This window comes from Pseudomonas sp. CFBP 13711 (assembly GCF_014842265.1).
Lineage (GTDB): Bacteria > Pseudomonadota > Gammaproteobacteria > Pseudomonadales > Pseudomonadaceae > Aquipseudomonas.
On sequence record NZ_JACYVI010000005.1, the window covers coordinates 291,548 to 318,145 of the forward strand.

Genomic DNA, 26,598 nt, shown 5'->3' on the forward strand with positions numbered 1-26,598 from the left:
GCTACGCCATAATGCGCGCCGAGATCAAAGGAGCTTCCAATGAGCAGCACTGCACAAACGGCTGAAGGCGAGAAAATCCTCATCGTTGACGATGACCCGGGCTTGAGCAGCCTGCTAGAACGCTTTTTCAACAGCAAGGGCTACCGCGCCCGGGCTGTGCCCAACGTGGAGCAAATGGATCGGCTGCTGGCGCGCGAAGTGTTCCACCTCGTGGTGCTGGACCTGATGCTGCCGGGCGAAGACGGCCTGTCCGCCTGCCGCCGTCTGCGCGCCGCGAACAATCAAGTCCCCATCATCATGCTGACCGCTAAGGGCGACGAGCTCAGCCGCATCAAGGGCCTCGAGCTCGGCGCCGATGATTACCTCGCAAAACCTTTCAATCCTGACGAACTGATGGCCCGCGTCCGCGCGGTGCTGCGTCGTCAATCCGCACCCGTACCCGGCGCACCCGCCACGGAAGACGAAACCGTCACTTTCGGCGACTACGCTCTGTCGCTCGCCACCCGCGAGCTCAAGCGGGGCGACGAAGTACACATGCTCACCACCGGTGAATTCGCCGTGCTGAAGGCACTCGTCATGCATGCGCGTGAGCCGCTGACGCGGGACAAACTGATGAATCTGGCCCGTGGCCGCGAGTGGGACGCGCTGGAGCGCTCCATCGACGTCCAGATCTCCCGCCTGCGTCGTCTGATTGAAGTGGACGCTGCCAAGCCGCGTTACATTCAGACGGTCTGGGGAGTGGGTTATGTTTTCGTGCCAGACGGTGCCAACAAGCAGTAGCAGCAAGTTCGACGGTAACCTGCCGGGCCTGTCTCACGCCCGCCTACGTTAGCCAGTCACCTCGATGTTCGCGAAAGCGGCCATTGGCGTGGCTGGTTTTTGCTGTGTCATGTGTTCCGCAAATTCGCGAGCCCGGCTCGCTTCCGCAAAGTGTGTAGCTGCTGTTATGAAGACACCGCTCTGGTTCCCGCAAAGTTTTTTCTCCCGCACCCTGTGGCTGGTGCTCATTGTCGTGCTGTTTTCGAAGGCGCTGACCCTCGTCTATTTGCTGATGAACGAGGATGTTCTGGTCGATCGCCAATACAGCCACGGCGTTGCACTCACTTTGCGGGCTTACTGGGCGGCCGACGAGAGCGACCGGCAGACCATCGCCGACGCCGCCGGGCTGATCCGCGTGGTGGGTGGCGGCGTACCGGAAGGCGAGCAGCACTGGCCGTATTCCGAAATCTACCAACGGCAGATGCAGGATGAACTGGGCGCGGACACCGAAGTGCGTCTGCGTGTCCACGCGCCTCCTGCGCTGTGGGTGAGGGCGCCGAGTCTCGGCGATGGCTGGCTGAAAGTGCCGCTGTACCCGCATCCGTTGCGCGGGCAGAAAATCTGGAGCGTGTTGGGCTGGTTTCTGGCGATCGGCTTGCTCTCGACGGCTTCGGCGTGGATCTTCGTCAGCCAGCTCAATCAGCCGCTCAAGCGCTTGGTTTTTGCCGCACGCCAGCTGGGGCAGGGCCGCAGCGTGCGGTTGCCGGTGGGCGACACGCCCAGCGAGATGACCGAGGTTTACCGGGCGTTCAATCAGATGGCCGAAGACGTTGAGCAGGCCGGGCAGGAGCGCGAGCTGATGCTGGCCGGGGTGTCCCACGATTTGCGAACGCCGCTGACGCGTTTGCGCCTGTCACTGGAATTGATGCCGACCAACAACGAATTCATGGAAGGCATGGTTCGCGACATTGAGGACATGGATGCCATCCTCGACCAATTCCTGGCATTTATTCGGGACGGGCGCGATGAAGAGGTCGAAGAAGTCGATCTGGTCGAGCTGGTCCACGAAGTGGTGGCGCCGTACAACAACCCGGTCGAGCAGGTCCGGCTGTGCCTTGAGTCGATTCCGCCGTTCCCGCTGCGACGGGTTTCCATGAAGCGGCTGCTCAACAACCTTATTGGCAACGCGATGCACCATGCCGGTGACGGCGTTGAAGTGGCGGCCTATGTTTCCGGCGACAGCGGTGCGCCCTACGTGGTGCTGAGCGTGCTGGATCGGGGTATGGGGATTGATCCGTCGGAGCTGGAGGGCATTTTCAATCCCTTCATCCGTGGTGACCGCGCCCGAAGTGGCAAGGGGACGGGGCTTGGCCTGGCGATCGTCAAGCGCATTGCAGCGATGCACGGCGGCAATGTCGAGTTGCGTAATCGTTCGGGAGGCGGGCTGGAGGCCAGGGTTCGGTTGCCGTTGGGGCTGTTGCTGCCGCGGGATGCCGATTGACTCGTTACTGATTCTGCCTGGGGGCCATGGGCGAGTGACGTGCTCGCGACCAAAGCCTCCGTGCAGAAACGGGCTTAAGCGTTAGCCCTTGCCCTTGGTGCGGGTCATGTGCGGCCCGCCGTTTTTCTCGATGTACTCGATGATTATCCCCGCGACATCCTTGCCGGTAGTGGTTTCAATGCCTTCAAGACCTGGCGACGAGTTCACTTCCATCACCAATGGCCCGTGATTGGAGCGCAGGATGTCGACACCCGCGACACTCAGGCCCATGACCTTGGCGGCCCGAATGGCCGTCATGCGTTCTTCGGGGGTGATCTTGATCAGGCTGGCGGTGCCGCCTCGATGCAGGTTGGAGCGGAATTCCCCGGGCTTCGCCTGACGCTTCATCGACGCAATGACCTTGTCACCCACCACGAAGCAGCGGATGTCCGCGCCACCGGCTTCCTTGATGTACTCCTGCACCATGATGTCCTGCTTCAGACCCATAAAGGCCTCGATCACGGACTCAGCCGCCGTCGCGGTTTCGCACAGCACCACGCCAATGCCTTGGGTGCCTTCGAGCACTTTGATCACCAGTGGCGCGCCGTTGACCATCTGGATCAAGTCAGGGATGTCGTCCGGAGAGTGAGCAAAGCCGGTAACGGGCAAGCCAATGCCGCGTCGCGACAACAGCTGCAGCGAGCGCAACTTGTCGCGAGAGCGCGCGATCGCCACGGATTCATTGAGCGGGAATACGCCCATCATTTCAAACTGACGCAGCACGGCGCAGCCGTAGAAGGTCACTGAGGCACCAATGCGGGGTATTACCGCATCAAAGCCTTCCAGGGGTTTTCCTCGGTAGTGGATCTGCGGCTTATGACTGGCAATGTTCATATAGGCGCGCAGGGTATCGACCACCACGACCTCGTGGCCGCGCTGAATGCCCGCTTCGACCAGACGACGAGTTGAATACAGACGCGGGTTTCGCGAAAGCACAGCGATCTTCATGCAGCACCTGTGGCAGAGAGATTTGAAGCCGGGAAGACCGGCTTGTCCTGAATATAAGTAACACCCGGATTGACCACCAACTGGCCGTCAATCAGGGCTTTGGAACCGAGCAGCAACCGGTAGCGCATGGCCTTGCGGCAGGCCAGCGTGAACTCAACCGGCCAGACCCTATCCCCCAGCGCCAGTGTCGTGCGAATGACGTAGCGAACCTGAGCGTGGCCGTTGGAGCTTTTGATGGTTTTCATCGCCACCAGTTGTGCCTCGCAGCGACGATGACGCAGCTGCACCACCGTCCCCAGATGCGCGTTGAAGCGCACCCATTTTTCGCCGTCCCGTTCGAACGGCTCGATTTCAGTCGCGTGCAGGCTGGAGGTGCTGGCCCCGGTGTCGATTTTCGCGCGCAGCCCGGCAACGCCCAGATGGGGCAGCGCCACCCATTCGCGGAGGCCGATGACGGTCAGATGATCAAATGTTTTCAAAGCGTTTCCGTTCGTTTACACGTTTTGCCAGGCACCGGCGTCGATGTGCGCCAGCGCCTGGAATGCAGGTTTGGCGAACCAGTAGCCCTGCATGAGGTAAATGCCGCAATCGGCGAGGAAGTCTCGTTCGCCTGCATGTTCGATGCCTTCGGCGATCACTGTAACGTTCAGGTCCGTACACATTGTGACAATGCCGCGCACGATGGCCTGCCGTGCGGGATCCAGATGGACGTTGCGCACCAGCGCCATATCGAGCTTGATCAGGTCAGGCTGAAAGTCGGCAAGCAGGGTCAGTCCCGAATGCCCGGCACCGAAGTCGTCGATAGCGGTTTTGAAGCCAAACTGGCGGTACTCGCGAAGGATGTTAGTGAGGTGGCTGTTGTCACACACATGCTCGGTTTCGACGGTCTCGAAGATCAGCCGGTCAAGCGGAAAATTGTGGGCGCGAGCCGCTTCAAGGGTGCTGCGAATGCACAGTTCAGGGCGATACACCGCGTTGGGCAGGAAGTTGATCGACAGGTATTCGTCCACTCCCAGCCGGGCGGCAGTTGAAATCGCGCGGGTTCGGCACAATTGATCGAAACGGTAACGGTTGGTGTGGTCCACCCGATTCAGTACAGACAGGGCACCTTCGCCGTTGACGCCACGTACCAACGCCTCGTGAGCGAACACCGAGCGGTTGCGGACGTCCACGATTGGCTGATAGGCGAATTCAAATTCGAAATCCAGCGCGGCGCTTTCTCTGCAGCCCTGGCACCCACCGGTCAATGACGTAGGGAAGTCTGTCACGTCGTTCTCCTGAAGCCGGTGCTTTAGTCTTGGGGGGCAGTGTAAACGAGGGTGGCGGTTACTGCGTCCCCGGCGTGACGTAGTACGGTTCTGACCATTACGCGATTGAGGAATTCAGATGACACAGAAGTCAGACGAGGACGACAAAGTCCGTCTGGACAAATGGCTTTGGGCGGCGCGCTTCTTCAAGACGCGTGCGCTGGCAAAAGCCGCCATTGAAAGCGGCAAGGTTCATTGCCGGGGCGAACGTTGCAAGCCGGGAAAAGAGCCGCGCGTAGGTGACGAGTTCCAGATCAGAGCGGGCTTCGATGAGCGGACCGTGGTGGTTCAGGCGTTGTCGATTGTCCGCCGTGGCGCCCCGGAGGCTCAGCTGCTTTACAGCGAAACGCCGGAGAGCCTCGCCAAACGCGAACAAGCCGCCGAGATGCGCAAGGCCGGAAGCCTGGGCGTGACGACCGACGGCAGGCCGACCAAAAAGCAGCGTCGGCAATTGTTTCATTTTCGTTCGGGTGACGACTGACGATCTCGCCGCTTTCCGGGATCGTGGGTTAATCGACCCCGGACTGCTCGGTAGCAACGGGCAGCTTACAAATGAGAGCCCTGCTTCATGATGCTCAGGCATTTGATCAGCGGCAGGCGGCCCAACACATTGAAGACCGGCGCGGTCAGTCGAAACATGAAGGCGGTAGCAGTGGCCGCGAACGGGGTGTAGCAACTCCAGCCCAGCGCGAGCAACGCGATCATCACGCCGCCGATGTAGTCGTCCTGACCCCAATGCGCGCCGGCGACCAGGCGCGGCATCATGAACAGGAACGCCAGCGCCCAGATGACGACACGTTGGCCGACGGTGCGGCTGTAGACGCTCATGAACATCGCCCAGATCAGCAGCACCGAAGCGTGGTCACCCGGGAAGCTCTGGCTGGAACGGTCCTTGAGCTGCCACTTGTCTTCAAGACCCGGGAATATGTCGCTGAGCTTGATGGCATCAGGGATCATCATCGAGGCGCTGTCGTGTTGCAGCGCGCTGTGGTCGATGATCTTGGAAAACACCGTGCGGATGATCAGCAGCAGGATCAGCGTCAGCACGAAGCCGATCAGCGCGGCACGGGTTTGCAGGGATTTGAACACCCAGTCGCCCTTTATGAGCAGCGTCAGAAGAATCAGGCCGACGACGATATCGAAGGGTCGCATGCTGGCAACCGTCCAGGTCCATAACCACGCCTTGTTTTGCTCAAGCGGGCGGTTCAGTACGTGAAACAGGCCTTCATCGAAATGCGTGAATGCCGCGTGGCCCGTGGGCCAGATCCACAGCAGCAGCAGTGCCAGCGCCACCAGATTGCACAGCAAGAATTTTTTGACGTTCCACTTGGGTTGGAACAACGCGGGATAGTCCATAAAATGCCCCCATCGGCATGACAGTGCACCAAGCGGTGCTAAACCGCGCTTTATAGGCGCTTGTCATCATTTTGTCATCCATTCAGATACCTTCTCCTATGCCAGACTTTCCGGATACCGATTACACCCAGCGCTTCATCTTCGACGAGAGCGACGTTCGCGGCGAGCTCGTGGCCCTTGAGCGCAGCTACGCCGAGGTACTAGCCAAACACCCGTATCCCGAGCCAGTCGCTCAGCTACTCGGCGAAATGCTCGCCGCCGCTGCGTTGTTGGTGGGCACGCTGAAGTTCGACGGTCTGCTGGTTCTGCAGGCGCGGTCGCTTGGGCCGGTGTCCCTGCTGATGGTCGAGTGCTCCAGCGAGCGTGAGTTGCGCGGCATTGCGCGCTACGACGAAAGCCTGGTCAAGCCGGACGCCACGCTGCTCGACCTGATGCCCAACGGCGACCTGACCATGACCATAGACCCGCGTCAGGGCAAACGCTACCAGGGCATCGTGGGCCTGGACGGCGTCGACTTGTCGGCGTGCCTGTCCGAGTATTTTGTGATGTCGGAGCAACTGCCTACGCGCTTCTGGATCAAGGCCGACGGCAAGCGCGCACGTGGGCTGCTGCTGCAACAGTTACCGGCCGAGAAGCTGAAAGATCAGGATGAGCGCGAAGCCAGCTGGCAGCACGTCAATGTGCTGGTCGACACCCTGACCGCCGAAGAATTGCTCAGCCTGACCAACGAAACCGTGTTGAAACGGCTGTTCCACGAAGACGTCGTGCGCATGTTCGACGTCCAGCCTCTGGTGTTCCGTTGCAGCTGCTCGCGCGAACGTTCTGGCAATGCGTTGGTCAGTCTTGGTCTGGAAGATGCACAGCAGTTGGTGATCGAGCATCACGGTGCGGTGGAGATCGACTGCCAGTTCTGCAATCAGCGCTATCTGTTCGATGCAACCGATGTAGCGCAGCTGTTTGCAGGGGGTGGGGTAGATACCCCTTCCGATACCCGCCATTAATGTAGTGCGGGTCCTGCGCTGAAAGCTTTCCGCCCGGCCCGCTTGACTCTTCTTCATGTAGTTCTGACAGGAGGGCCCTACCTTTTTTGGGCTTTTCTGGCATAATCCGGCCACTTTTTAGCTGTAGTAGTGTTGGTTTTTCTACTACAAAACGTTTGGAGCACTCGGCCATTGAGCCGACGGGGAATCTCATGACGCAAGCCAATAACGCCGTTCACACCGATCTCAGTGTCGACGATCTGGTTAAAGAAGCCCTCAAACGCGAAGAAGGCGTGCTGTCCGATACTGGCGCACTCGTCGTGGAAACAGGCCACCGCACAGGCCGCTCGCCTGTCGACCGCTTCATCGTAGACGAACCCTCTACTCAGGCTGCGATCGCCTGGGGCCCGATCAACCGCAAGTTCCCGGCCGACAAGTTCGACGCCCTGTGGGCGCGTGTCGAGGCGTTCAACAACGGCCAGGAACACTTCGTTTCCCACGTGCACGTAGGCGCAGCCGAAGACCACTACCTGGCGGTCAAGATGACCACCCAGACGGCCTGGCAGAACCTGTTCGGTCGCTGCCTGTTCATCAATCCGGCCCAGTACAACCCGGCCGGTCGTGAAGAATGGCAAGTGCTCAACGTGGCTAACTTCGAGTGCGTGCCCGAGCGTGACGGCACCAACTCCGACGGTTGCGTCATCATCAACTTCGCCCAGAAGAAGGTCCTCATTGCCGGTATGCGCTACGCCGGTGAAATGAAGAAAGCCATGTTCTCGGTGCAGAACTTCCTGTTGCCGGCCTCCGACGTGCTGCCAATGCACTGTGCGGCCAACATCGGTGAAGACGGCGACGTGACGCTGTTCTTCGGTCTGTCCGGCACCGGTAAGACCACGCTGTCCGCCGACGAGACCCGTTACCTGATCGGTGACGACGAACACGGCTGGGGCGAAGGCGTTGTCTTCAATATCGAAGGCGGTTGCTATGCCAAGTGCATCGACCTGTCCGAGAAGAACGAGCCGGTGATCTGGAAGGCCATCAAGCACGGCGCCGTCCTGGAAAACGTGGTGCTGGACGCAGCCGGCCATGCCGACTATGCCGACAGCAGCCTGACTCAGAACAGCCGCGCCGCTTACCCGCTCGAGCACGTTGAAAAGCGCTCCGAGAAGAACCTGGGCGGCGAGCCAAACGCGGTGATCTTCCTGACCTGCGACCTGACCGGCGTGCTGCCACCCGTGTCGATCCTCAGCGAAGAACAAGCGGCCTACCACTTCCTGTCGGGTTACACCGCACTGGTCGGCTCCACTGAAATGGGTTCGGGCGCTGGCATCAAGTCGACGTTCTCCACCTGCTTCGGCGCACCGTTCTTCCCGCGTCCTGCTGGCGAATACGCAGAGCTGCTGATCAAGCGTATCCGCGGTTTCGGCTCCAAGGTCTATCTGGTCAACACCGGCTGGACCGGCGGCGGCTACGGTGTCGGCAAGCGCTTCAACATTCCGACCACCCGTGGCGTCATCGCGGCCATCCAGAGCGGCGCGTTGATCGGTGCAGAAACCGAGCACCTCGACACTGTTAACCTGGATGTCCCGACTTCCGTGCCGGGCGTCGAAACCGGCCTGCTCAACCCGCGCAACACCTGGGCTGACAAAGCGGCGTACGACGAAGCAGCCAAAGCACTGGCCGGCCTGTTCATCGAGAACTTCAAGAAGTTCGACGTGAGCGACGCGATCAAGGCAGCGGGCCCGAAGCTGTAAGATCGGCGCCTGCTAAAAAGAAACCGCCCTTCGGGGCGGTTTTTTTATGCCTGCGCGATAGCTAGCCGTCCGCCTTCGTCGTCGCTGGAAAGTCTTGGGTGATGTCGAAGCTGCCCTTCGCCACCACGCTCTTCGCGTTACACAGCCTGGCGTCGAACCCCGGGTGGCGCTCGCCATGCTCGGCGGCATACGCAGCGGCTTCCCGGGTGCATTCGTCGGTGGGCTGCTCAGGGGAAAGCGCGGCATTGAATTGAAACGTACCGATCAACCGATAGCGGTCGAGCAGTTTGTTGGGGGAGGTGAGTTTCTCGATTTTGCTGAAGACGAGCTGGACGTTGCTGTTGTTGCCACCCTTGTCCGTATCGAAATACTGATAGTACGAACCGGTGTCGTAGGACGCGCTGTTTTCATCATGGGCAACTTCGACGCGGCCTCCTTGAAACATGATCGCCTTCTTTTCCTGATCGGGGTTATCGAAGGAGAACCCGAGAATCGGCCCGATGCTCACCTCATTGCGGTCGCCTTCGGCTTCCTGATCCGCGCTCAGCGTCAGCCAGTTGGAGCCGGGCAGTTTGCCGGGCAAGAAGCCTACGGCTACTTGATCACCTCTTGCTTCGTAGTGCAGGTTCAGCGCCCCGCTCACATCGACACTCATAACCTTCTGCAGGGGCGATGCACTCGCGGTTGCCGCGTTGGTCGTCTTGGCATCGTCGCCGCAGCCCGAAAGAAGAGCGGCTGCAGCGGCGAGAAACAGCGGAAACAGGCTGGTATGTGTTCGCGGGGCTGCTTGAGGCATGGTGTTCCGTCCGTAATCGCTGCGGGTTTCTTTGACCTTAGCTCCCTATGACCGCATAAAACGCTTGCGGGTCAATGCAGCGATGACAAAAAGCGGGACGAAGAAGCCGCCCTTATGGGCGGCTTCCGCAGGAATTCTGTTTTTCACCAGCGTAGCGCTCAGCAGGAGGCCATTGGCGATGGACGGGAAAGCCATGTAAATGCGCTAGTCGCCCTTGTCATGAATTGCAGGTTTTGTCAGCAGATGTCCTTGTAGGCGCTATGCCCTTTTGCGAGGCTTGCCGCCAAGCCTTCCGCGGGCTTAAACGGCGTGCCTGCGGCCATGCTGAAGCCAGTTGCTTTATTCGCGTAACTGACATGACGTTCAGCTTTATAGTCTTCAAAAAAAACGGTGTACGAGTTTTTGCGCATTTTGATGAACTCGGCCTCGTGCATCACGATACTTTGATGCAGCTTGCCAATCTCGATAGCCGACAAGTTGAGTTTTCGCTGGAGCTTAGTTCCCCATCGGGTCAGGCATGCTTCGGCGTAATGTCGCACCAGCTTGCCAGGCTCTGTCAGGTCGCCTGGCCCACTTGCGCCCGTGAGCGAAGCGTTACCCACCAGCGTAGCGTGACGTCCGGCCATGGGATATATGCTGACTTTGGTCTTGGGGTCTGTTTTCGGAATGATGCAAGAGAACCCTTTGGAGCGTTCATCGCGGGCATAGAACCCTACATATTCTTTAACGTTGCTACCGAGAGAAACTTTTTCAGGCTGATAATTCAGTGGGCCGGGCACTGGGTCGACCGCAAAGATATTGACCGGGATTTGACGTGTGACCGGATTGGCCATCAGCGCATTGGCGAGCATGTGGCAACTGACGCCGCCCCGACTCCACCCCACCAGATTGATTTGTTTTGGAATCAAGCCGCCTTTTCTCAGGTTCTTGATCAGTTGTTGCTGGAGTTCCTGCGGGCTGATTCGATTACCGTAGTCGTATTGCCGCCAGAACCAGGAGCCATGCGCCTGAGCGTCGGGGATAGGCACGTCGGCTTTTTTGAGACGCAGGTAGTCAGCTTCTGAAAGTTTGGTTCTTTGCCAATCGAATTTGCCATGAACGATGTTGACGGCATGCTGCACATTCTCATGCCAGCCTTTGCCGAATGCGGTGCCAGACCAGCCAAACCCTTTGGATTCGGTGAACAGTTCATCGGCCTGCATGTTGCCGCTACCCGGCCCGTCGATGACAATCCACTCGGCGAACTCGTGACCGTCGATGTTGTTCGCCAATGTAGCGACCAACTCACCGTTCCAGTAGTTCTTGTTCAAGTTGTCGTATTTGGTAGAGCCGGTACCGCAAAAGAAAATTGTAAATGTTGTCATGTTTCTAGCCTCGTTGGTTGATAGGTCTGACGAGGTTAGAAGACGGTTTGAGAACATGTCGGCTGCTGTTGTTACTGCGTGTTAGTTAATAAGCACTGATGGGTTTCTCGGCACGTCAGTTGATCACCTATCAGGCGGAATATTCCCGGGCCGCCGTGCAGTATTGCTCTTGCGCCAGTTTGTTTTTGTCGCTCTTGTCTTTGGCGACGCGTTTGCTCCAATCGCTGCACATGTCTTTGAAGTAGGGTACGGCGGCGCGGCGGCATTCACGGTGTTCGACACTTTCGGCCAAGAAGTTCATGCAGACACTGTTGGTTTCAATGTGGTTGTTGGAAATGCGATAGCGGGCTTCGTAGCGGTTGCGGCCGTCAATTTCGCGGATGAACACGCCCGCTACTTCGTAGCGTCGCGCGGGCTCCGTTTTGGGTTTGGCGGCGGCAGCCTTGTAGTTCGCCATGTAACGATCTGAAACCATGCCTTGGGGTCGAGTGACTTGGGAGTCGTTGGCCTGAGCTTCACCGAAGCGGCAATTGATGACGTCCCGGTCGATGACATTGCCGTCTTTCAGGCAGGCGTCGAGCGGCCGTGCCGTGGCGGGCTGGGAAACTTCGACCTTGGGGGCGATATAAACCACTTGTTCGACGTTGCGTACCTGAGCGACGGGCTCTGGGTCAGGCTCGCTGACCACCTCAGCGATGGGCGGCGCAGGGATGATCGCTGCTGCCGGCTTGGGCGTGCGAAACATCTGCGCGATCAGAATGAGGATTGCGATCAGCAGTGCCAGGCAGATCAAAAGGCTGCTCAACGGCCAATTGCTTTTGCCCGATGCAACACTGCTTCGGGTGGGATGAGAACCGAGCACGACGTCGAACTGACCGGGTGCCAGCCGCTGCATGGTGAGTCCGTCATCCTCGGGCTGGGGTGTGGTGGGTTGCATTGCCTCTCCTTGGCGAATCTTCTGACGTAGACGGGATTACCGCCGAACGGGCTGTCTGATGTGCAGCGATGGGTTGCGTCGCGCGAGATTAATCGTCGGAATGCCGTTTTGCCAGCACCGCGTACGGTACTTGTATCCGGGATGTATCCTGTCCGATATTTCTGTAATGGTTTAGGTGTATTGCGCCCGGACCCACCGCGCTATGGTTCACGCCCTTGCGACGGTCAAAGGAGTGGCACACATGCATCAAACCCTTGAGCAGGTTTTCGGTTATCGGCAGTTTCGCGCCGGACAAGAGGCCGCCATCAGTGCGGTGTTGGCAGGACGCTCCGCTGCGGCGATATTTCCCACAGGTTCCGGTAAATCCCTCTGCTATCAGCTGCCTGCGTTGCTGCTGCCGCATCTGACATTGGTGGTGTCACCGCTGCTGGCGCTGATCCAGGACCAGTTGGCTTTCCTTCAGCGGCACGGCATTGCGGCAGCGAGCATCGACTCCGCGCAAAGCCGCGATGACGTCGCCGAGGTCATGGCCAGGGCCCGCTCCGGTGAGTTGAAAATCCTGATGATTTCCGTCGAGCGCCTGAAGAACGAGCGCTTCCGACACTTCATCACACAGGTGCCGATCTCCCTTCTGGTCGTGGACGAAGCGCACTGCATTTCCGAGTGGGGCCACAACTTCCGGCCCGATTACCTGAAACTCCCTGACTACCAGCGCGAGTTCAACATCCCCCAGGCGCTGCTCCTGACAGCGACCGCGACGCCCCAAGTCATCAATGACATGCAAAGCAAGTTCGGCATCGCGCCGGACGATGTGGTGACGACCGGCTTCTACCGACCCAACCTCACGCTGCGGGTTGAACCGGTTGCGGGCCGGGACAAGCGCCGGCGTCTGGTGGAGTGGCTCGGCGAAAGGGCCGGGCGGCCGAGCATTGTCTACGTCACGCTGCAAAAGACTGCCGAGTTCGTGGCAGCTCATCTGTCGCAGAACGGCATCCCGGCGTACGCCTACCATGCCGGTCTGCCCCACGATAAGCGCGAGTCGATCCAGCGCCAGTTCATGGACGGGCGCCTGAACTGCATCGTTGCCACGATCGCGTTCGGGATGGGCATCGACAAGAGTGACATCCGCAACGTCGTGCATTTTGATCTGCCCAAATCCATCGAGAACTACAGCCAGGAAATCGGCCGTGCCGGGCGCGACGGGGCGACGTCGGAGTGTCTGGTCTTGGCCAATCGCGACAGCCTGAACGTGCTGGAGAACTTCGTGTACGGCGACACGCCGGAGCAGGAGGGCATCCGGCGGGTGCTGGAAGATCTGCAAGGCGCGCGCAACGACAGTCAGTGGGAGTTTCTGCTGGCGCCGTTGTCGGACCTCAGCAACATCCGCCAACTGCCCCTCAAAACGCTGCTGGTGCAGCTGGAATTGCGCGGGATCATTGCGCCGCGTTATTCGTATTTCGCGGAGTATCGCTTCAAGTACCTGATCGAGCCGCAGGTGCTGGTGCAACGCTTTCAGGGCGAACGACGCCAATTCGTGCAGGCGCTGACCGAGACGTCAAGCCGGGCGCGCACCTGGGCAACCGTGAATTTCGACGCGATGTATCAGCAGTATCAGGCCGAGCGCGGGCGAGTGGTGACGGCGCTGGATTTCTTTCAGGAAAAGGGCTGGATCGAACTCGAAAGCAAGCAGATGACGGAGGTCTACAGCCTGATCGCCGCCGACTTCGACGCGCAGGCGCTGAGCGAGGAGTTGCATGACTATTTCGTCGATCACGAAAAGACCGAAGTCGCGCGCATCCACGCGATGCTCGAACTGTTTGCCAGCGAGCAGTGCCTCAGCCATCGTCTGGCCCGATACTTCGGCGACGACCTTGCGCCCGAGCAGTGCGGCCATTGTTCGGTGTGCGAGGGCCATGTGGCTGTGCTCCCCGAGCCGCCAGCCCTGACGCCGTTGACCGAGCAGAACTTCGCGGACCTGTGCAGCGAGTTCGTCGGCAAGCACCTTGAGGTCCGAGGGCATGAGCCGGGTGCGGAGTGCCTGACGCGGTTTCTCTGCGGGATCAGCGTGCCGATGTTTACCCGGCTCAAGGCCCGCAATATCGGCGGCTTTGCGGCGCTGGAGGCGTATCCGTATGCCGAGGTGCGGAAGTGGATTCAGAACCAGATTCAATAGCCTTTACCGACCTCATAAACGAAGAAGCACAACAGACAAACCGGAGGGAGCCACATGAACGACACCCCGCAGCGCGCCGACTACCGCCACTTCCAGCCGATCGTGACGCGCTGGCACGACAATGATGTGTACGGCCATATCAACAACGTCACGTATTACAGCTTTTTCGACAGCGCGGTGAATACCTACCTGATCGAGCAGGGCGGGCTGGATATCCACGACGGTGAAGCGGTGGGCTTTGTGGTGAGTTCGTCGTGCGATTACTTTGCGTCGATTGCCTATCCGGAGTTGATCGAGGTCGGGCTGCGGGTTGGCAAGCTGGGCAACAGCTCGGTGCAATATGAGCTGGCGGTGTTCAAGGCGGGGGAAGACGAAGCGCGGGCGGCAGGCCGCTTCGTGCATGTGTTCGTGGATCGGGCGTCCAATCAGCCGGTGCCGATCCCGACGGGGTTGCGGCAGGCGCTTGAGCGATTGGTGGTTTGAAAATGAAACCGGCCGCGTCAAGGGCGGCCGGTGTTCATCGGGTCAGGTGCGCGAGTCGGACTCGACGGCGTTAGTCACGATGATGCTTGCGATGACCGTACGCGTGGCCGCGACCGTGTTTGTAGTCGCGGCGATCGCCACGGTAGCCACGGCCTCGGTCGTCATCACGGCGGCTTTCGTCGCCCATGTAGTTGCCGAGTGCGCCGCCCGCGCCGCCGCCCGCCGCTGCGCCGATCAGACTGCCCGTGCTGCCGCCGACACTGCGGCCAATCACGTTGCCGCCCGCGGCACCCAGGCCGCCGCCGATTGCGGCTTCGGTACGGTTCCGGCGGTTGGCGCCCACTGCGCCACCGGCCGCGCCGCCAAGGCCGGCACCGATTGCCGAACCTGTGCTGCCGCCGACCTGCTGGCCAACGACGGAGCCGAGTACCCCACCCAATGCGCCGCCCACGCCGGCCGTCACGTTATCGCCTGCTGAGGCAAAACCGCTGACCAGTGAGAACGACAACAACAGAATCGAGGAATACTTCATGTAGGAATGCTCGTAGGGATGACGCCGCGATCCTGCAAGTATGAAGAAAATGTCACAATCGAATTCCGACGAGTAACACGACCTGTATACAAAACGCTAACTTATTGTTTTGGCTTGGGAACCTAAGTCAGGTTGATGAGTCATACGCTACTGGACAAAGGCCCGAATCTCGCGATTCGGGCCTTTTTTTGTGGCTGCTGCGCAGGTGAGCTTGATCGCGCGTGACCAGTACATCCGGTGAACATCCAGCGGCTGAAAGGTCCCCTTCGCGAGCAAGGACGTGAGTGAGCGAGCTATCTCGATCAGTGCGATGAACCTGTGGAAGTGAGCTTGCTCACGAAGGGGCCGGAACACTCAGCCAATTCTCTGGAGACTGAAAGCAGGTCTATGCGGGCCATCTCGCCCACATAGACATGCTTTGCTACGCAGATTAAATAATCCGCGCGGTCTCCACATGCCGTTCCAGCTTGATCGCGACGAACTTGGACGTCGGCGTGCTGCTGCCGTCGCCGACGCTTTCCAGCGGCACCAGCGGGTTCACTTCCGGGTAATAGGCGGCAGCCTGGCCGGCAGGGATGTCGAACGGCAGTAGGGTGAAGCCCTTCACGCGACGCGTGATGTCATCGCCCCAGATCGACACGATGTCGACTTTCTGGCCCGGTACGAAGCCCAGCCGAACGATGTCGGCCTCGTTCACGAACATCACGTCACGCTGACCTTTCACACCGCGATAACGGTCGTCCAGGCCATAGATGGTGGTGTTGTACTGATCGTGCGAACGCATCGACTGCATGATCAGGTCCGGCACGATGCCTGTCCCGCGCACGCTTTCATGCACCAGATCGCTCGGCAATACGTTCGGCTTGAAGTTGGCCCGCGCACTTGGCGTGTTCCAGCGACGGGAGCCTGCGGCGTTGCCCAGATAGAAACCGCCCGGGTTCTTGATCTTCTCGTTGAAGTTCTGGAACGACGGAATGGTGTCGGCGATCAGGTCGCGAATGCGGCTGTAGTCCGCCACCAGCCACAGCCAGTCCACCGGCTGCTTGCCCAGCGTTGCGTTGGCGATGCCCGCCAGAATCGCAGGCTCGGAACGCATCTGCGGCGACAGCGGCTTCAGCTGGCCGTTGGACGCATGGACCATGCTGAACGAGTCTTCAACGGTCACTGCTTGCGGGCCTTCGGCCTGGATGTCGATGTCGGTACGGCCGAAGCACGGCAGGATCAGCGCTTCTTTGCCGTGGGCGAGGTGACTGCGGTTGAGCTTGGTGCTGATCTGTACGGTCAGGTCGCAGTTGCTCAGGGCTTCGAAGGTGCGCGGGCTGTCCGGAGTGGCCTGGGCGAAGTTGCCACCCAGCCCGATGAAGACTTTCGCACGGCCTTCCAGCATCGCGTGAATCGCTTCGACGACGTTATGGCCGTTTTCACGCGGCACCTTGAACTGGAAACGTTTCTCCAGCGCATCGAGGAAGAACGCCGGCGGACGCTCGTTGATGCCCATGGTGCGGTCGCCCTGCACGTTACTGTGACCGCGCACCGGACACAGGCCAGCGCCGGGCCGGCCGATGTTGCCGCGCAGCAGCATCAGGTTGGAGACTTCCTGGATGGTCGGCACCGAATGGCGATGCTGAGTGATGCCCATCGCCCAGCACATGATCACGTTCTTGCCTTTGGCGTACATGCGCGCGGCGAGTTCGATGTCGGTCAATGGCAGACCCGATTGCTCGACGATGAATTCCCACGAGGTATCGTCGATGGCCGCCAGGTATTCCAGTACGCCGTTGGTGTGCTCATTGAGGAACGTGTGATCGAACACCGATGGCTCATTCTTCGCCTGGGCTTCACGTTCCCACTGCAGCAGGAACTTGGCCATGCCGCGCAGCAGGGCCATGTCGCCGCCCAATGCCGGACGGAAATACGCCGTGTTGGTCGGCTCGGAGCCGTTGCTGAGCATTTCCAGCGGGTGCTGCGGGTGCTGGAAACGCTCAAGTCCACGCTCTTTCAGCGGGTTGACGCACACCACCTGCGCGCCCCGTTTGACCGCTTCACGCAGCGGCTCCAGCATGCGCGGGTGGTTGGTGCCCGGGTTCTGGCCGAGGACGAAAATGGCGTCCGCGTGCTCGAAGTCCTCGAAGGTCACCGTGCCTTTGCCGACGCCCACGCTTTGCGACAACGCAACGCCGCTGGCTTCGTGGCACATGTTCGAGCAGTCAGGGAAGTTGTTGGTGCCATAGGCACGGACGAACAGCTGATACAGATACGCCGCTTCGTTGCTGGCACGGCCCGAAGTGTAGAACTCGGCCATGTTTGGGCTTGGCAGGTTGTTCAGGTGCTTGGCGATCAGGGCGAAGGCGTCGTCCCAAGCGATCGGCTTATAGCGATCGGTCTGAGCGTCGTAGACCATTGGCTCGGTCAGACGGCCCTGATATTCCAGCCAGTAATCACTTTGCTCAAGCAGCGCGCTCACGCTGTAGCGGGCGAAGAAAGACGGGTCGACGCGGCGCTTGGTCGCTTCCCAGTTCACGGCCTTGGCGCCGTTCTCGCAGAACTTGACCATGCCGCTTTCCGGCGAATCGCCCCACGCGCAACCCGGGCAGTCGAAGCCGCCGTTCTGGTTGGTCTTGAGCATCGTGCGAATGTTCTTCAGGGCGTTGTCGCTGGTCAGCCAGAAGTGGGCGACGCTGATCAATGCGCCCCATCCGCCAGCTGGGCCTTTGTAGGGCTTGTAGCGGGGGGTCGATACCTTGTCGGCTTCTTTATGCATGCTCACGCTTGATTCTCCAACGCAGGACTGTAAACCCGCGGCGCACTGTGTTTAGGCAGATGAATGAGGTTGAGGTTGTGGCGGCGAGCCCATTGCAGCGCCAGGCCGGTCGGCGATGACAGGCTGACAAGGGTCTGAATGCCGGCACGTAATACTTTTTGAATCAGTTCGAGACTGCAGCGGCTAGTGACGATAGCCAGCCCGCCCGTGGTCGGGATGTTCTGGCGAATCAGTGCGCCGATCAGCTTGTCCAAAGCGTTATGTCGGCCGATGTCTTCACGACCTAAAAGAATTTCGCCGCGAGCGTCCATGAACATAGCCGCATGGACCGCGCCGCAGTGTTCGCCCAACGGCTGGAATTCGCCCATGCGCGCGCGCAGGCCTTTCAGCCATTCGGCGGGGGGAAGAGGGGCGCCGGGCAGCACGTTGAGCTCGGGCAAGGCCTGCTCGACGGCTTCAACGCCGCACAGGCCGCAGCCGCTGGTGCCGGCCATTTGCCGACGCTGGGTTTTCAGGTTCCAGAAGGCGCGGCTGGCGATTTCAACTTCTGCGGTCTGCGCAGAGCCACAACCACCGAGCTTGATGTCGTAGATCTCGTCCGGTGATTCGATGAGCCCGCTGCCGATGCTGAAGCCGACGATGAAGTCTTCCAGATCGCTGGGCGTGACCAGCATGACCGCCTGGCTGATGCCGTTGTAGGCGATCGCCAACGCGACTTCCTCGGCCAGCACATTGGGCTCGCTGACGTCGTGTTCGAGGTTCGAATAGCTGTAGGACTGGCTTGCGGCGGGCGCGGGCAGTTGTTGTGCGGGCGCCGTGATATCCATGTGCTTGGCGTGCATTGGGAGTAACCGGCAGAATGATTAGGCTTAAGCCTAGGCCTCCGGTCGGATTACGTCTAATCGCTAGTACTGATGCACCGATAGATGACGTCGATCAACTTTCTTGCATCATCGTGTGATAGAGCGCCAGACAGGCTTCAGCCAATGCCGAGCGCGGCGCTGAGCGACGCATGATCAAGCCTAGTCGAGCCAGAGTCTGTGCGTCTTCGATGGGTTGCAAACGCAGATGCTCGGTGAGGGATTCCAGCCCGCCGTCCAACGGCATGATCGCGCAGCAGAAGCCGCCATGAACCGCTTGCAGCAGCTGATGGACCGCATCGGTCTGAATGATCGGCTGCGGATGGAGGCCGCGGCTGTGGAAGTTGTGATCGATGGACTGCCGAAAGTGCATGCCGCTGGTGAGCAGGCCCAAGGGCAGTTTGGTCAGGCTTTCCCAGCTCGACGTCTCTTCGGCAAAGCTGAAATAGCGCTGGTCATACATCACACCCATCCGCGTCTCGGCCAGTTGCAATGAGTCGAAACGCTCGGAGTCCAGTCGGTCCAGATACGAAACCCCGAGGTCCAGGCGGTTGCTGGCGAGTTGATCGAGAATCTGCTCGGAGCTCAGGGATGAAAGCTCGAAGCGCATGTTCGGGTGCAGGGAATGCAGGCGTTGCAGCAAGGGCAGCGGATCGAAGTTCGAGAGTGGCACCACGCCCAGTCGCAACGTGCCGACCAGATGCCCGCGACAGGCGGCGGCTTCAGCCTGCAAGCCGTCATACGCTGCCAGCACCGTGCGCGCCCATGCCAGAACGCGTTCGCCCGGCGCGGTGAAGCCTTCGAAGCGTTGGCCGCGATTGACCAGCGGCAGATCCAGCTCTTCTTCAAGGCTGCGCAGACGCATCGACAGGGTCGGTTGCGTGATATGGCAGCGCGCAGCGGCCTGCCCGAAGTGACGGGTTTCGTCGAGGGCGATCAGAAATTTCAGCTGCTTGATGTCCATCGTCTCTCCTTGAGGCACAGGCCGGCCCGGCGAAGTCTATCGCGACCGACCGTCAAATGGCTTGAAACCTTGAGACGCGGCCGCAGGTCCGAGTTTTGTCGGGCAATGTCAGCGGAACAGATGTTGCGCGGGAAACCACAACGACACTACGACGACACCAAGGAGAAACCCATGAGTCTGTTCAGTTTTGTGAAGGAAGCCGGTGAGAAGCTTATCGACCTGCTCACCCCAGGAAACGCCAACGCCAGCGATGAGCTGAAAAAGCACATCGAGTCTGTCGGGTTGGGCAATCCCAACGTTCATGCGACGGTCGAAGGCGACAAGATTACCTTGACGGGCGAAGTCGCCAGTCAGGAAGAGAAAGAGAAGATCGTACTGGCGGCCGGTAACATCGCCGGTGTTGGCAGCGTTGATGATCAGCTGACCATCGCCGCCGGCGCACCTGCTGTGGTTGCTGCGACGTTCGTCACTGTTCAGAAGGGCGATACCCTCAGCGCCATCTCGCTGCGCGTGTATCACGATGCCAACAAGTACCAGAAAATCTTCGACGCCAACAAGCCGATGCTGAAGGACGTAAACAAGATCTATCCAGGTCAGGTTCTGCGTATCCCTGAGTAAGCGGTAAGTTGTACTGGCCGTACGGAAACCAGCGTTAGCGCTGACCGTACGGCAACCCTTGCTGCATGATTCTTACAAGCCCTGTATCAACGCCCGATAATCTTCAACAGCCTCGAACTCTTCGGTGTCTTTCGGGCCTTTTCGGCTGTCCGGCTCACGCACTGCCAACAAATGGCCGATGCCGTATCGCCCGGCGCTGCGCAAGATCGGCAAGGTGTCGTCGATGAACACACTGCGCGCCGGATCGAACTTGATATCGTCCTGCAGCGCGTCCCAGAACTGCGGGTTTTCCTTGGGATAACCGTAGTCATGGGAGCTGATCAAACGCTCGAAGTAGGGCGCCAGTTCCAGTCTTTCCATCTTCAGCGACAGCGAGTCGCGGTGTGCGTTGGTGATCATGATCACCCGTTTGCCAGCCTGCTTGAGGGCGGCCAGAAACGTCTCGGCGTCGGGACGCAAGGCGATGAGGTGGGCGATCTCGACTTTCAGGTCCTTCACCGACAGGTTCAGCTCCGTGCTCCAGAAATCGGTGCAGTACCAGTTGAGGGTGCCGGCGTTTTTTTCGAAGAGCGGCATCAGCTCCAGTTGCGCCATGGCCAGACTGACCCCGTGCACTTCGGCATAGCGCTTGGGCAGATGCTCCAGCCAGAAGTGATTGTCGAAATGCAGGTCGAGCAGCGTGCCGTCCATATCCAGCAGAACGGTGTCGATATCGCGCCAGGGCAAAGAAGGCATACAAGTCTCTCGGCGTTGAAGGGGTCGCGTGGGTTTGCGGCGAAGACATCCGCAAAAGCCACGGTATAGTAACCCGTCTACGCCAAGGAGCTCGTCATGCAGCAGAAACCTACCGTCCTCTCTCGCGAAATCGTCGCGAGCAGCCGTCTGTTCCGCGTTGAAGAAGTGCAGCTGCGCTTTTCCAACGGCGTCGAGCGTACCTATGAGCGGCTGGTCGGCAGCGGCAGTGGCTACGGCGCGGTGATGATCGTGGCCATGCTCGATGCCGACCACGCCGTGCTGATCGAGGAATACTGCGGCGGCACTGATCAGTACGAGCTGTCACTGCCCAAAGGTTTGATCGAGCCGGGCGAGGACGTGCTGGCCGCCGCCAATCGCGAGCTCAAGGAAGAGGCCGGTTATGGCGCGCGCACCTTGGTGCACCTGACCGAGCTGTCGCTTTCGCCCGGCTACATGAGCCAGAAAATCCAGGTCGTGCTGGCCACCGATTTGTATGAGGAAACACTGCCCGGCGACGAGCCTGAGCCGATGCGCGTGGACAAGGTCAATCTGCGTGAGCTTTCCAGTCTGGTTCAGAATCCGCAGTTCACTGAAGGGCGCGCGCTGGCGGCGCTGTACCTCGCCCGCGACCTGCTGGCCGAGCGTGGGGATTTTCTGCCATGAACCCGACATTCACCCAATTGCCGCACCCGCTGCTTGCGCCCGTCATAGAGCTTTGCCGGCGGGCCGGCGAAGTCATTTTGCCGTTCTGGCGCTCCGGCGTGGAAGTCGAGGTCAAGTCGGATGACTCGCCTGTCACGGCTGCTGACCTGGCCGCCCATGAGCTGCTGGTGGCGGGCCTCAAGGCGCTGGATCCGAGTATTCATATCCTGTCCGAAGAGGACGCCAACATCCCGTTGAGCGAACGCAGCCAGTGGCAACGCTGGTGGCTGGTGGACCCGCTGGACGGTACCAAGGAATTCATTGCCGGCAGCGAAGAGTTCACCGTCAACGTGGCGCTGATAGAGAACGGTCGCGTGGTATTTGGCGTGGTGTCGATGCCGACCAATAACCGCTGCTATTTCGGTGGCGCCGGGCTGGGTGCGTGGCGCAGTGACGACCCGCAGCATCTGGCGCCGATCAGCGTGCGCAATGAGCCGGGCGCGGGAGACGCGTTCACCGTGGTCGCCAGCCGTCGTCACTCCAGCCCCGAGCAACAGAAGTTGCTGGCCGGTTTGTCGGAAGTGGTGGGTGAGCTAGAGCTGACCAATATCGGCAGTTCGCTGAAGTTTTGCCTGCTGGCCGAAGGGGCCGCCGATTGCTACCCGCGTCTGGCGCCGACGTCTCAGTGGGACACCGCTGCTGCCCAGGGTGTAGTGGAAGGCGCTGGCGGCGTAGTGCTGAACCTGGACGGCACGACCTTCGAGTACCCGGCGCGGGAGACGCTGCTCAATTCGTATTTCCTGGCGTTGCCGGCTGAGGCGACATGGCGCGGCGCGTTGCTGGCGTTGGCGTTGGCTTGAGCGCACATCAGCTCTGAGGACGCCGTAGGGGATCAATTGTGGGAGCGAGCTTGCTCGCGAATAGGTCGGTACATCCACGCAATGTTCAGCGGCTGTAATGCCGCTTTCGTGAGCAAGCTCACTCCCACAGGGGATGTGTTTGATGCAATAAAGCGCGGTGTCAGAAGACGCTGCAGATGTCTCTGCTGAATACGGATTGTGGGAGCGAGCTTGCTCGCGAATAGGCCGTTATATCTACGCAATGTTCAGCGGCTGTAATGTCGTCTTCGCGAGCAAGCTCACTCCTACAGGGGCTGTGGCTGCTGCGAGAAAGCGCGGTGTCAGAAGACGCTGCAGATGTCTCTGCTGAATACGGATTGTGGGAGCGAGCTTGCTCGCGAATAGGTCGGTATATCCACGCAATTTTCAGCGGCTGGAATGCCGTCTTCGTGAGCAAGGTGGAGCGCCACCCCGGTCACTCCCACATAGGCAAGGCGTGTCGGGCAGCTTTGTTCAGCGATGCAGCACGAACTGCCCGACGAATTCCACTGCCGTTTCTTCTGATCCATCAGCCACGATCCGGGTGTGCAGCGTCAGGCGCGCACGGCCGCGTCGGTGGTAGAGCTTCACGAATCTCTCCCAGCTCGCTTCATCCGGAGCGTCGCAAATGGCGATGCCATCGCGGGTGACCGGCAGGGGATAACTGATCTGGCCGTCCTGAATCACGATGTGCCCGTCGTCGATCCCGGCTTCCTTGAGCCGCAAGTACAGCCAACCCCAGCCCGCCAGTACCGCGCCGCAATACAGGCTGCCGCCGAACAAGGTGTTCTTGTGATTGACGTTGGGCGCCAACGGCAGGTGCAGACGAAGTTGATGGTCTCGCCAGCCCAGCACCTTGACACCCATTTCCCGGGTGAGGGGAATGTCCCGGTGCAGCACCGCTTCCAGATCTTCAGCAGACAAACGTTGCCGGTCAGTCATTGTCGTCGGACCCCGCGCCGTTGAAGGTCAGCCCGTGCTTGCGCAGTTTGTCGTGCAGGGTTTTGCGTGGCAGGCCCAAGGCTTCGGCGAGGCTGCGGACCGAGCTGTGCGGACGGGTCAGTTCGGCGGCAATCAACGCTCGCTCGAACGCCTCGACCTGCTCGCTCAGCCCGCCGTTGGATGCCACCAGATCCGGCTGCGCCTCGCCTTCCAGTTCCAGCTCAAGGCCCAAGGCGAAACGCTCGGCGGCGTTCTGCAGTTCACGCACGTTGCCCGGCCAGGTGTGACGCAGCAGCAGCGCCCGATGCCCCGGCTGCAATTCATGCCGTGGCAGGCCGTGGCGCAAACTGGCGGTATCGGCGAAATGCTGGAACAGCACCAACGCGTCTTCGCCACGCTCGCGCAGCGGAGGAATGCGCAACGGCGCGACATTAAGGCGGTAATACAAGTCGGGCCTGAAACGCCCTTGGTCCGCCGCCTGGCGCAGGTCTTCTTTGGTCGCCGCGATCACCCGGATGTCCAACGGGATCTGCTGATTCCCGCCCAGCCGCTCAACCACGCGCTCTTGCAGCAAACGCAGCAGCTTGACCTGCACGTCCATGCTCATGCTTTCGATTTCATCCAGAAACAACGTGCCGCCGTTGGCGAATTCGAACTTGCCGATGCGGCGCTTCTGCGCCCCCGTGAAGGCGCCCGACTCGTGGCCGAACAGCTCGCTTTCCACCACCGACTCGGCCAGCGCCCCGGCGTTGATCGCCACGAACGGACCATTACGGCGGTTGGACAAATCGTGCAGTGCGCGGGCGACCACTTCTTTGCCGGCGCCGGTTTCGCCAAGAATCAACACGTCAGCCTTGGTCGCCGCCAGCGCGCCGATCTGATCGCGCAGGCGCTGGATGGGGGCGGATAACCCCACCAGTCGCGTGCTCAGTTGCTGACGGTCGCTCAGCTCAAGCCGCAAGCTCCGGTTGTCCAGCACCAGCCTGCGCAGCGCCAGGGCGCGCCGAACGCTGTCGAGCAGTGCGTCGCTGGCAAAGGGTTTTTCCAGAAAATCGTAGGCGCCGGCGCGCATGGCCTGCACCGCCAGCGGCACGTCGCCGTGTCCGGTGATCAGCAGCACCGGCAACTCCGGATCCTGGGCGTGCAGCTGGTGGAGCAACTCGAGGCCGTCGATGCCCGGCATGCGAATGTCACTGACGATCACTCCCGGCCAGTCACGCTCGATGCGCGCCTGCAGGCCTTTGGCGTCGCTCAGCGGCAGGATTTTCAGGCCGGCGAGATCGAGCGTCTGGCTCAGGGCCTGACGCAGGTGCGGGTCGTCGTCGATCAGCACCACCTGAATCCGGCTGTCGATGGCGTCGGTGCTCATGCAGATAAGTCCTCAGACGGTTGAAGGTTGACGCCCGAGGCGCCGGTGCGCATCCGCAACGTCAGCAGCGCACCGCCTTCCGGGTGATTGGCGAACAGCAGCTCGCCGCCCAGTGCGCGCATCAGCGTATCGCAGATCGCGAGGCCCAGGCCGAGCCCCTGGGTGCGCGTCTTGGTGGTGAAAAACGGCTCGCGGGCGTGCTCCAGCGCTTCTCTGGAAAACCCCGGGCCGTTGTCGCGGATGTACAGATTGACGCCCTCGGCGTTGTACTCGGCACTGATCCACAATTTGCGCGGCGGGCCTTTCTCGGTCAGCGCATCCAGCGCATTCGCCAGTAGATTGCCCAGCACCTGACGCAGCCGCGTCTCGCCGGCCTGCACCCACAAGGTCGCGGCGGGTAAATCGCGGATCAATTCCACTTCCATCGCGCGCCGACGCTTGGCGAGCAGGGCCAGCGCATCGTCCAGCGCTGGCTGCAGCGCCACGCTTTCAGGCGCATGCCGGTCACGCCGGGCGAAGGCGCGCAGGTGCGCAATAATCGACGCCATGCGCCCGGTGAGTTCGCTGATCAGCTTGAGGTTGCCGCGGGCGTCTTCGGTGCGCTGATGATCGAGCAGCACTTCGGCGTTCTCGGCGTAACTGCGAATGGCCGCCAGCGGTTGGTTGAGTTCATGGCTGATGCTCGCCGACATCGTGCCCAGCGCTGACAGCTTGCCGGCCTGAACCAGTTCGTCCTGGGCGCGAAACAGTTCCTGCTGCGCCTGCTCGCGTTCGAGAACTTCCTGGCGCAATCGCTGATTGACGCCTTCCAGATCGCAGGTCCGCTCGGCGACTCGCACTTCCAGCTCCCGGCGCGCCTTGGCCTCGAAGTTGATGCGATCCAGATAATGGCGGCGGCGCTGCATCATCAGCCCCAATAGAAGCATCAGCACCAGCAACGCACCACCGCCAATGGCAACCACCGTCCGCACCGGCCTCGACACCAGCATCTGGGGGGCGAGGATGTTCACGCTCCAGCCGGTCTCGTCGATCTGCTGGGTTTGCTTGAGCCAGCCGTTTTCATCCAGCTGCAGCGGGCGCGGATCGCGGGTCGGGTAGGGCTGGATGGCGACGATCGCCTGCTTTTCTTCCTCACTCAGCGGGCGCGTGGCGCGGAAACGCCAGGCCGGATTAGAGGTCAGGATCACCACGCCGTTGTGGTCGGTGACGAGCAACTGTTCCGGCGTTTTGCCCCACAAGGTTTCAGTGAGGTCCAGGTCGACCTTGACCACCAGCACACCGATCACAGTGTCGCCGTCGCGCACGGCGGCCGCGAAGAAGTAGCCGCGTTTGGCTGACGTTGTGCCCAGGCCGAAAAAGCGGCCGAGATTGCCAGCCATGGCATTGCTGAAATACGGGCGGAAGGCGAAGTTGCGGCCAACGAAGCTGTCGCGTTTGTCCCAGTTCGACGCGGCGAGGGTGTCGCCATTGGGCGCCATCAGGTAGATCACCTCGGCGCCGGTCTGCCGGGCGGTGTTCATCAGCAGCACGTTCGCCTGGGCTTGCGCCTGTTTGTCTTGGGGGTTCGCCAACATGGCGCGCAGCCCGGGCAGGTCGCCGAGAATCTGTGGCAGAACTTCATAGCGGTGCAACGTGCCCAGCAGGTTGGCGACGTACAGATCGAGGGTCTGGCGATTCTGGCTCAGCAGCTCATTGCGGTAATAGTGTTCGGCCAGGCGTTCGAGCGGCCACAGCAACGGGGCGAGGATCAGCGCCAGTAAGGCAAGGCTGCGCCAGCGAGGGCGGCGGGGAAGGGCGTTAGTGCTGATCATGAAATCGCCGGTGGGTTCGTTGCGGTGTAGAGCGGCTGCGGATGAATCATTATTCCGCAGCCGCTCAACATCGAGTCGGCCCATTATGC

At 60.5% G+C, this 26,598-nt stretch carries 26 protein-coding genes; 10 read left to right on the forward strand and 16 right to left on the reverse strand.

All coding sequences use genetic code 11. From position 1 onward, the window contains the following. Window positions 1-39 precede the first annotated feature (39 nt). Together ompR and IFT47_RS12320 are read left to right on the forward strand one after the other, a co-directional pair. Window positions 40-780, forward strand: coding sequence for an osmolarity response regulator transcription factor OmpR (gene ompR / locus IFT47_RS12315; RefSeq protein WP_065987440.1), 741 nt, complete (start codon window positions 40-42; stop codon window positions 778-780). Between the two features lie 166 nt (window positions 781-946). Beyond that, entirely contained in the window at window positions 947-2,260 is a 1,314-nt protein-coding gene (locus IFT47_RS12320; protein WP_192171344.1) for an ATP-binding protein, read from the forward strand. A gap of 81 nt (window positions 2,261-2,341) precedes the next feature. Here the strand turns inward: IFT47_RS12320 and rimK are convergent, their stop codons facing one another. Genes rimK through rimA form a run of 3 tightly spaced genes read right to left on the reverse strand, consistent with a single transcriptional unit; the run spans window position 2,342 to window position 4,515 of the window. Then, complete coding sequence (gene rimK / locus IFT47_RS12325) at window positions 2,342-3,247, reverse strand: 30S ribosomal protein S6--L-glutamate ligase (RefSeq protein ID WP_065987438.1); 906 nt, start codon at window positions 3,245-3,247, stop codon at window positions 2,342-2,344. Next, window positions 3,244-3,726 (reverse strand): retropepsin-like aspartic endopeptidase RimB, encoded by a 483-nt coding sequence (rimB, locus tag IFT47_RS12330; protein ID WP_065987437.1) that lies wholly within the window; start codon window positions 3,724-3,726, stop codon window positions 3,244-3,246. The genes rimK and rimB overlap by 4 nt, the downstream gene beginning before the upstream one ends. Before the next feature lie 15 nt (window positions 3,727-3,741). Then, window positions 3,742-4,515 (reverse strand): S6 modification regulatory phosphodiesterase RimA, encoded by a 774-nt coding sequence (gene rimA, locus IFT47_RS12335; RefSeq protein ID WP_192171343.1) that lies wholly within the window; start codon window positions 4,513-4,515, stop codon window positions 3,742-3,744. Window positions 4,516-4,633: 118 nt separating this feature from the next. Between rimA and IFT47_RS12340 the strand changes: the two genes are divergently transcribed. Further along, on the forward strand, window positions 4,634-5,035 hold the full coding sequence (locus tag IFT47_RS12340) for an RNA-binding S4 domain-containing protein (RefSeq protein WP_065987435.1): 402 nt from the start codon (window positions 4,634-4,636) through the stop codon (window positions 5,033-5,035). Window positions 5,036-5,100: 65 nt separating this feature from the next. Here the strand turns inward: IFT47_RS12340 and IFT47_RS12345 are convergent, their stop codons facing one another. Then, on the reverse strand, window positions 5,101-5,910 hold the full coding sequence (locus IFT47_RS12345) for a phosphatase PAP2 family protein (RefSeq protein WP_192171342.1): 810 nt from the start codon (window positions 5,908-5,910) through the stop codon (window positions 5,101-5,103). A 98-nt stretch (window positions 5,911-6,008) separates the two neighbouring features. Between IFT47_RS12345 and hslO the strand changes: the two genes are divergently transcribed. Both hslO and IFT47_RS12355 read left to right on the forward strand, forming a co-directional pair. Continuing rightward, window positions 6,009-6,911: an Hsp33 family molecular chaperone HslO gene (hslO, locus tag IFT47_RS12350; RefSeq protein ID WP_192171341.1), complete on the forward strand. Its 903-nt coding sequence runs from the start codon at window positions 6,009-6,011 to the stop codon at window positions 6,909-6,911. Window positions 6,912-7,102: 191 nt separating this feature from the next. Beyond that, window positions 7,103-8,644 (forward strand): phosphoenolpyruvate carboxykinase, encoded by a 1,542-nt coding sequence (locus IFT47_RS12355; RefSeq protein ID WP_192171340.1) that lies wholly within the window; start codon window positions 7,103-7,105, stop codon window positions 8,642-8,644. 61 nt (window positions 8,645-8,705) lie between these two features. On the opposite strand, the gene IFT47_RS12360 is transcribed toward IFT47_RS12355, so the two are convergent. The 4 genes from IFT47_RS12360 to IFT47_RS12375 form a co-directional block, all read right to left on the reverse strand. Next, a complete protein-coding gene (locus tag IFT47_RS12360) occupies window positions 8,706-9,440 on the reverse strand; it encodes a hypothetical protein (protein WP_192171339.1) in 735 nt (244 codons plus the stop codon). A gap of 45 nt (window positions 9,441-9,485) precedes the next feature. After that, a complete protein-coding gene (locus IFT47_RS12365; RefSeq protein WP_192171338.1) occupies window positions 9,486-9,635 on the reverse strand; it encodes a hypothetical protein in 150 nt (49 codons plus the stop codon). A 41-nt stretch (window positions 9,636-9,676) separates the two neighbouring features. Next, a complete protein-coding gene (locus IFT47_RS12370; RefSeq protein WP_192171337.1) occupies window positions 9,677-10,804 on the reverse strand; it encodes a hypothetical protein in 1,128 nt (375 codons plus the stop codon). A gap of 130 nt (window positions 10,805-10,934) precedes the next feature. Continuing rightward, window positions 10,935-11,741 carry a hypothetical protein gene (locus IFT47_RS12375; RefSeq protein WP_192171336.1) on the reverse strand — a complete coding sequence of 269 codons (807 nt, stop codon included), beginning with the start codon at window positions 11,739-11,741 and terminating at the stop codon, window positions 10,935-10,937. Window positions 11,742-11,982: 241 nt separating this feature from the next. On the opposite strand from IFT47_RS12375, the gene IFT47_RS12380 reads away from it, so the two are divergent. Then, window positions 11,983-13,914, forward strand: coding sequence for a RecQ family ATP-dependent DNA helicase (locus IFT47_RS12380; protein ID WP_192171335.1), 1,932 nt, complete (start codon window positions 11,983-11,985; stop codon window positions 13,912-13,914). 54 nt (window positions 13,915-13,968) lie between these two features. After that, window positions 13,969-14,397 carry an acyl-CoA thioesterase gene (locus IFT47_RS12385; protein ID WP_192171334.1) on the forward strand — a complete coding sequence of 143 codons (429 nt, stop codon included), beginning with the start codon at window positions 13,969-13,971 and terminating at the stop codon, window positions 14,395-14,397. Between the two features lie 70 nt (window positions 14,398-14,467). Here IFT47_RS12385 and IFT47_RS12390 read toward each other — a convergent pair whose 3' ends face one another. From IFT47_RS12390 to IFT47_RS12405, 4 genes are all read right to left on the reverse strand, one after another. Then, window positions 14,468-14,929, reverse strand: coding sequence for a glycine zipper domain-containing protein (locus IFT47_RS12390; protein WP_037016408.1), 462 nt, complete (start codon window positions 14,927-14,929; stop codon window positions 14,468-14,470). A 430-nt stretch (window positions 14,930-15,359) separates the two neighbouring features. Beyond that, entirely contained in the window at window positions 15,360-17,690 is a 2,331-nt protein-coding gene (locus IFT47_RS12395; protein ID WP_192171482.1) for an FdhF/YdeP family oxidoreductase, read from the reverse strand. A 2-nt stretch (window positions 17,691-17,692) separates the two neighbouring features. After that, window positions 17,693-18,532, reverse strand: coding sequence for a formate dehydrogenase accessory sulfurtransferase FdhD (gene fdhD, locus IFT47_RS12400; protein ID WP_192171333.1), 840 nt, complete (start codon window positions 18,530-18,532; stop codon window positions 17,693-17,695). Between the two features lie 94 nt (window positions 18,533-18,626). Beyond that, a complete protein-coding gene (locus tag IFT47_RS12405; RefSeq protein WP_192171332.1) occupies window positions 18,627-19,514 on the reverse strand; it encodes a LysR family transcriptional regulator in 888 nt (295 codons plus the stop codon). 171 nt (window positions 19,515-19,685) lie between these two features. On the opposite strand from IFT47_RS12405, the gene lysM reads away from it, so the two are divergent. Beyond that, window positions 19,686-20,132: a peptidoglycan-binding protein LysM gene (gene lysM, locus IFT47_RS12410; protein WP_192171331.1), complete on the forward strand. Its 447-nt coding sequence runs from the start codon at window positions 19,686-19,688 to the stop codon at window positions 20,130-20,132. Between the two features lie 72 nt (window positions 20,133-20,204). On the opposite strand, the gene yrfG is transcribed toward lysM, so the two are convergent. Beyond that, complete coding sequence (yrfG, locus tag IFT47_RS12415; RefSeq protein WP_192171330.1) at window positions 20,205-20,867, reverse strand: GMP/IMP nucleotidase; 663 nt, start codon at window positions 20,865-20,867, stop codon at window positions 20,205-20,207. A 96-nt stretch (window positions 20,868-20,963) separates the two neighbouring features. Between yrfG and nudE the strand changes: the two genes are divergently transcribed. Together nudE and cysQ are read left to right on the forward strand one after the other, a co-directional pair. After that, the gene (gene nudE / locus IFT47_RS12420) at window positions 20,964-21,530 is read left to right on the forward strand and encodes an ADP compounds hydrolase NudE (protein WP_122534054.1); all 567 of its coding nucleotides are present in this window, start codon (window positions 20,964-20,966) and stop codon (window positions 21,528-21,530) included. Continuing rightward, the gene (gene cysQ, locus IFT47_RS12425; RefSeq protein ID WP_192171329.1) at window positions 21,527-22,369 is read left to right on the forward strand and encodes a 3'(2'),5'-bisphosphate nucleotidase CysQ; all 843 of its coding nucleotides are present in this window, start codon (window positions 21,527-21,529) and stop codon (window positions 22,367-22,369) included. The genes nudE and cysQ overlap by 4 nt, the downstream gene beginning before the upstream one ends. Window positions 22,370-22,861: 492 nt before the next feature. Here the strand turns inward: cysQ and IFT47_RS12430 are convergent, their stop codons facing one another. The 3 genes from IFT47_RS12430 to IFT47_RS12440 are packed head-to-tail and all read right to left on the reverse strand — an operon-like array spanning window position 22,862 to window position 26,509. After that, the gene (locus IFT47_RS12430; RefSeq protein ID WP_192171328.1) at window positions 22,862-23,329 is read right to left on the reverse strand and encodes a YiiD C-terminal domain-containing protein; all 468 of its coding nucleotides are present in this window, start codon (window positions 23,327-23,329) and stop codon (window positions 22,862-22,864) included. Continuing rightward, the gene (locus IFT47_RS12435; RefSeq protein WP_192171327.1) at window positions 23,322-24,698 is read right to left on the reverse strand and encodes a sigma-54-dependent transcriptional regulator; all 1,377 of its coding nucleotides are present in this window, start codon (window positions 24,696-24,698) and stop codon (window positions 23,322-23,324) included. Before IFT47_RS12435 ends, IFT47_RS12430 begins: the two co-directional genes overlap by 8 nt. Further along, on the reverse strand, window positions 24,695-26,509 hold the full coding sequence (locus IFT47_RS12440) for a sensor histidine kinase (protein ID WP_192171326.1): 1,815 nt from the start codon (window positions 26,507-26,509) through the stop codon (window positions 24,695-24,697). Before IFT47_RS12440 ends, IFT47_RS12435 begins: the two co-directional genes overlap by 4 nt. Window positions 26,510-26,598: the final 89 nt, after the last annotated feature.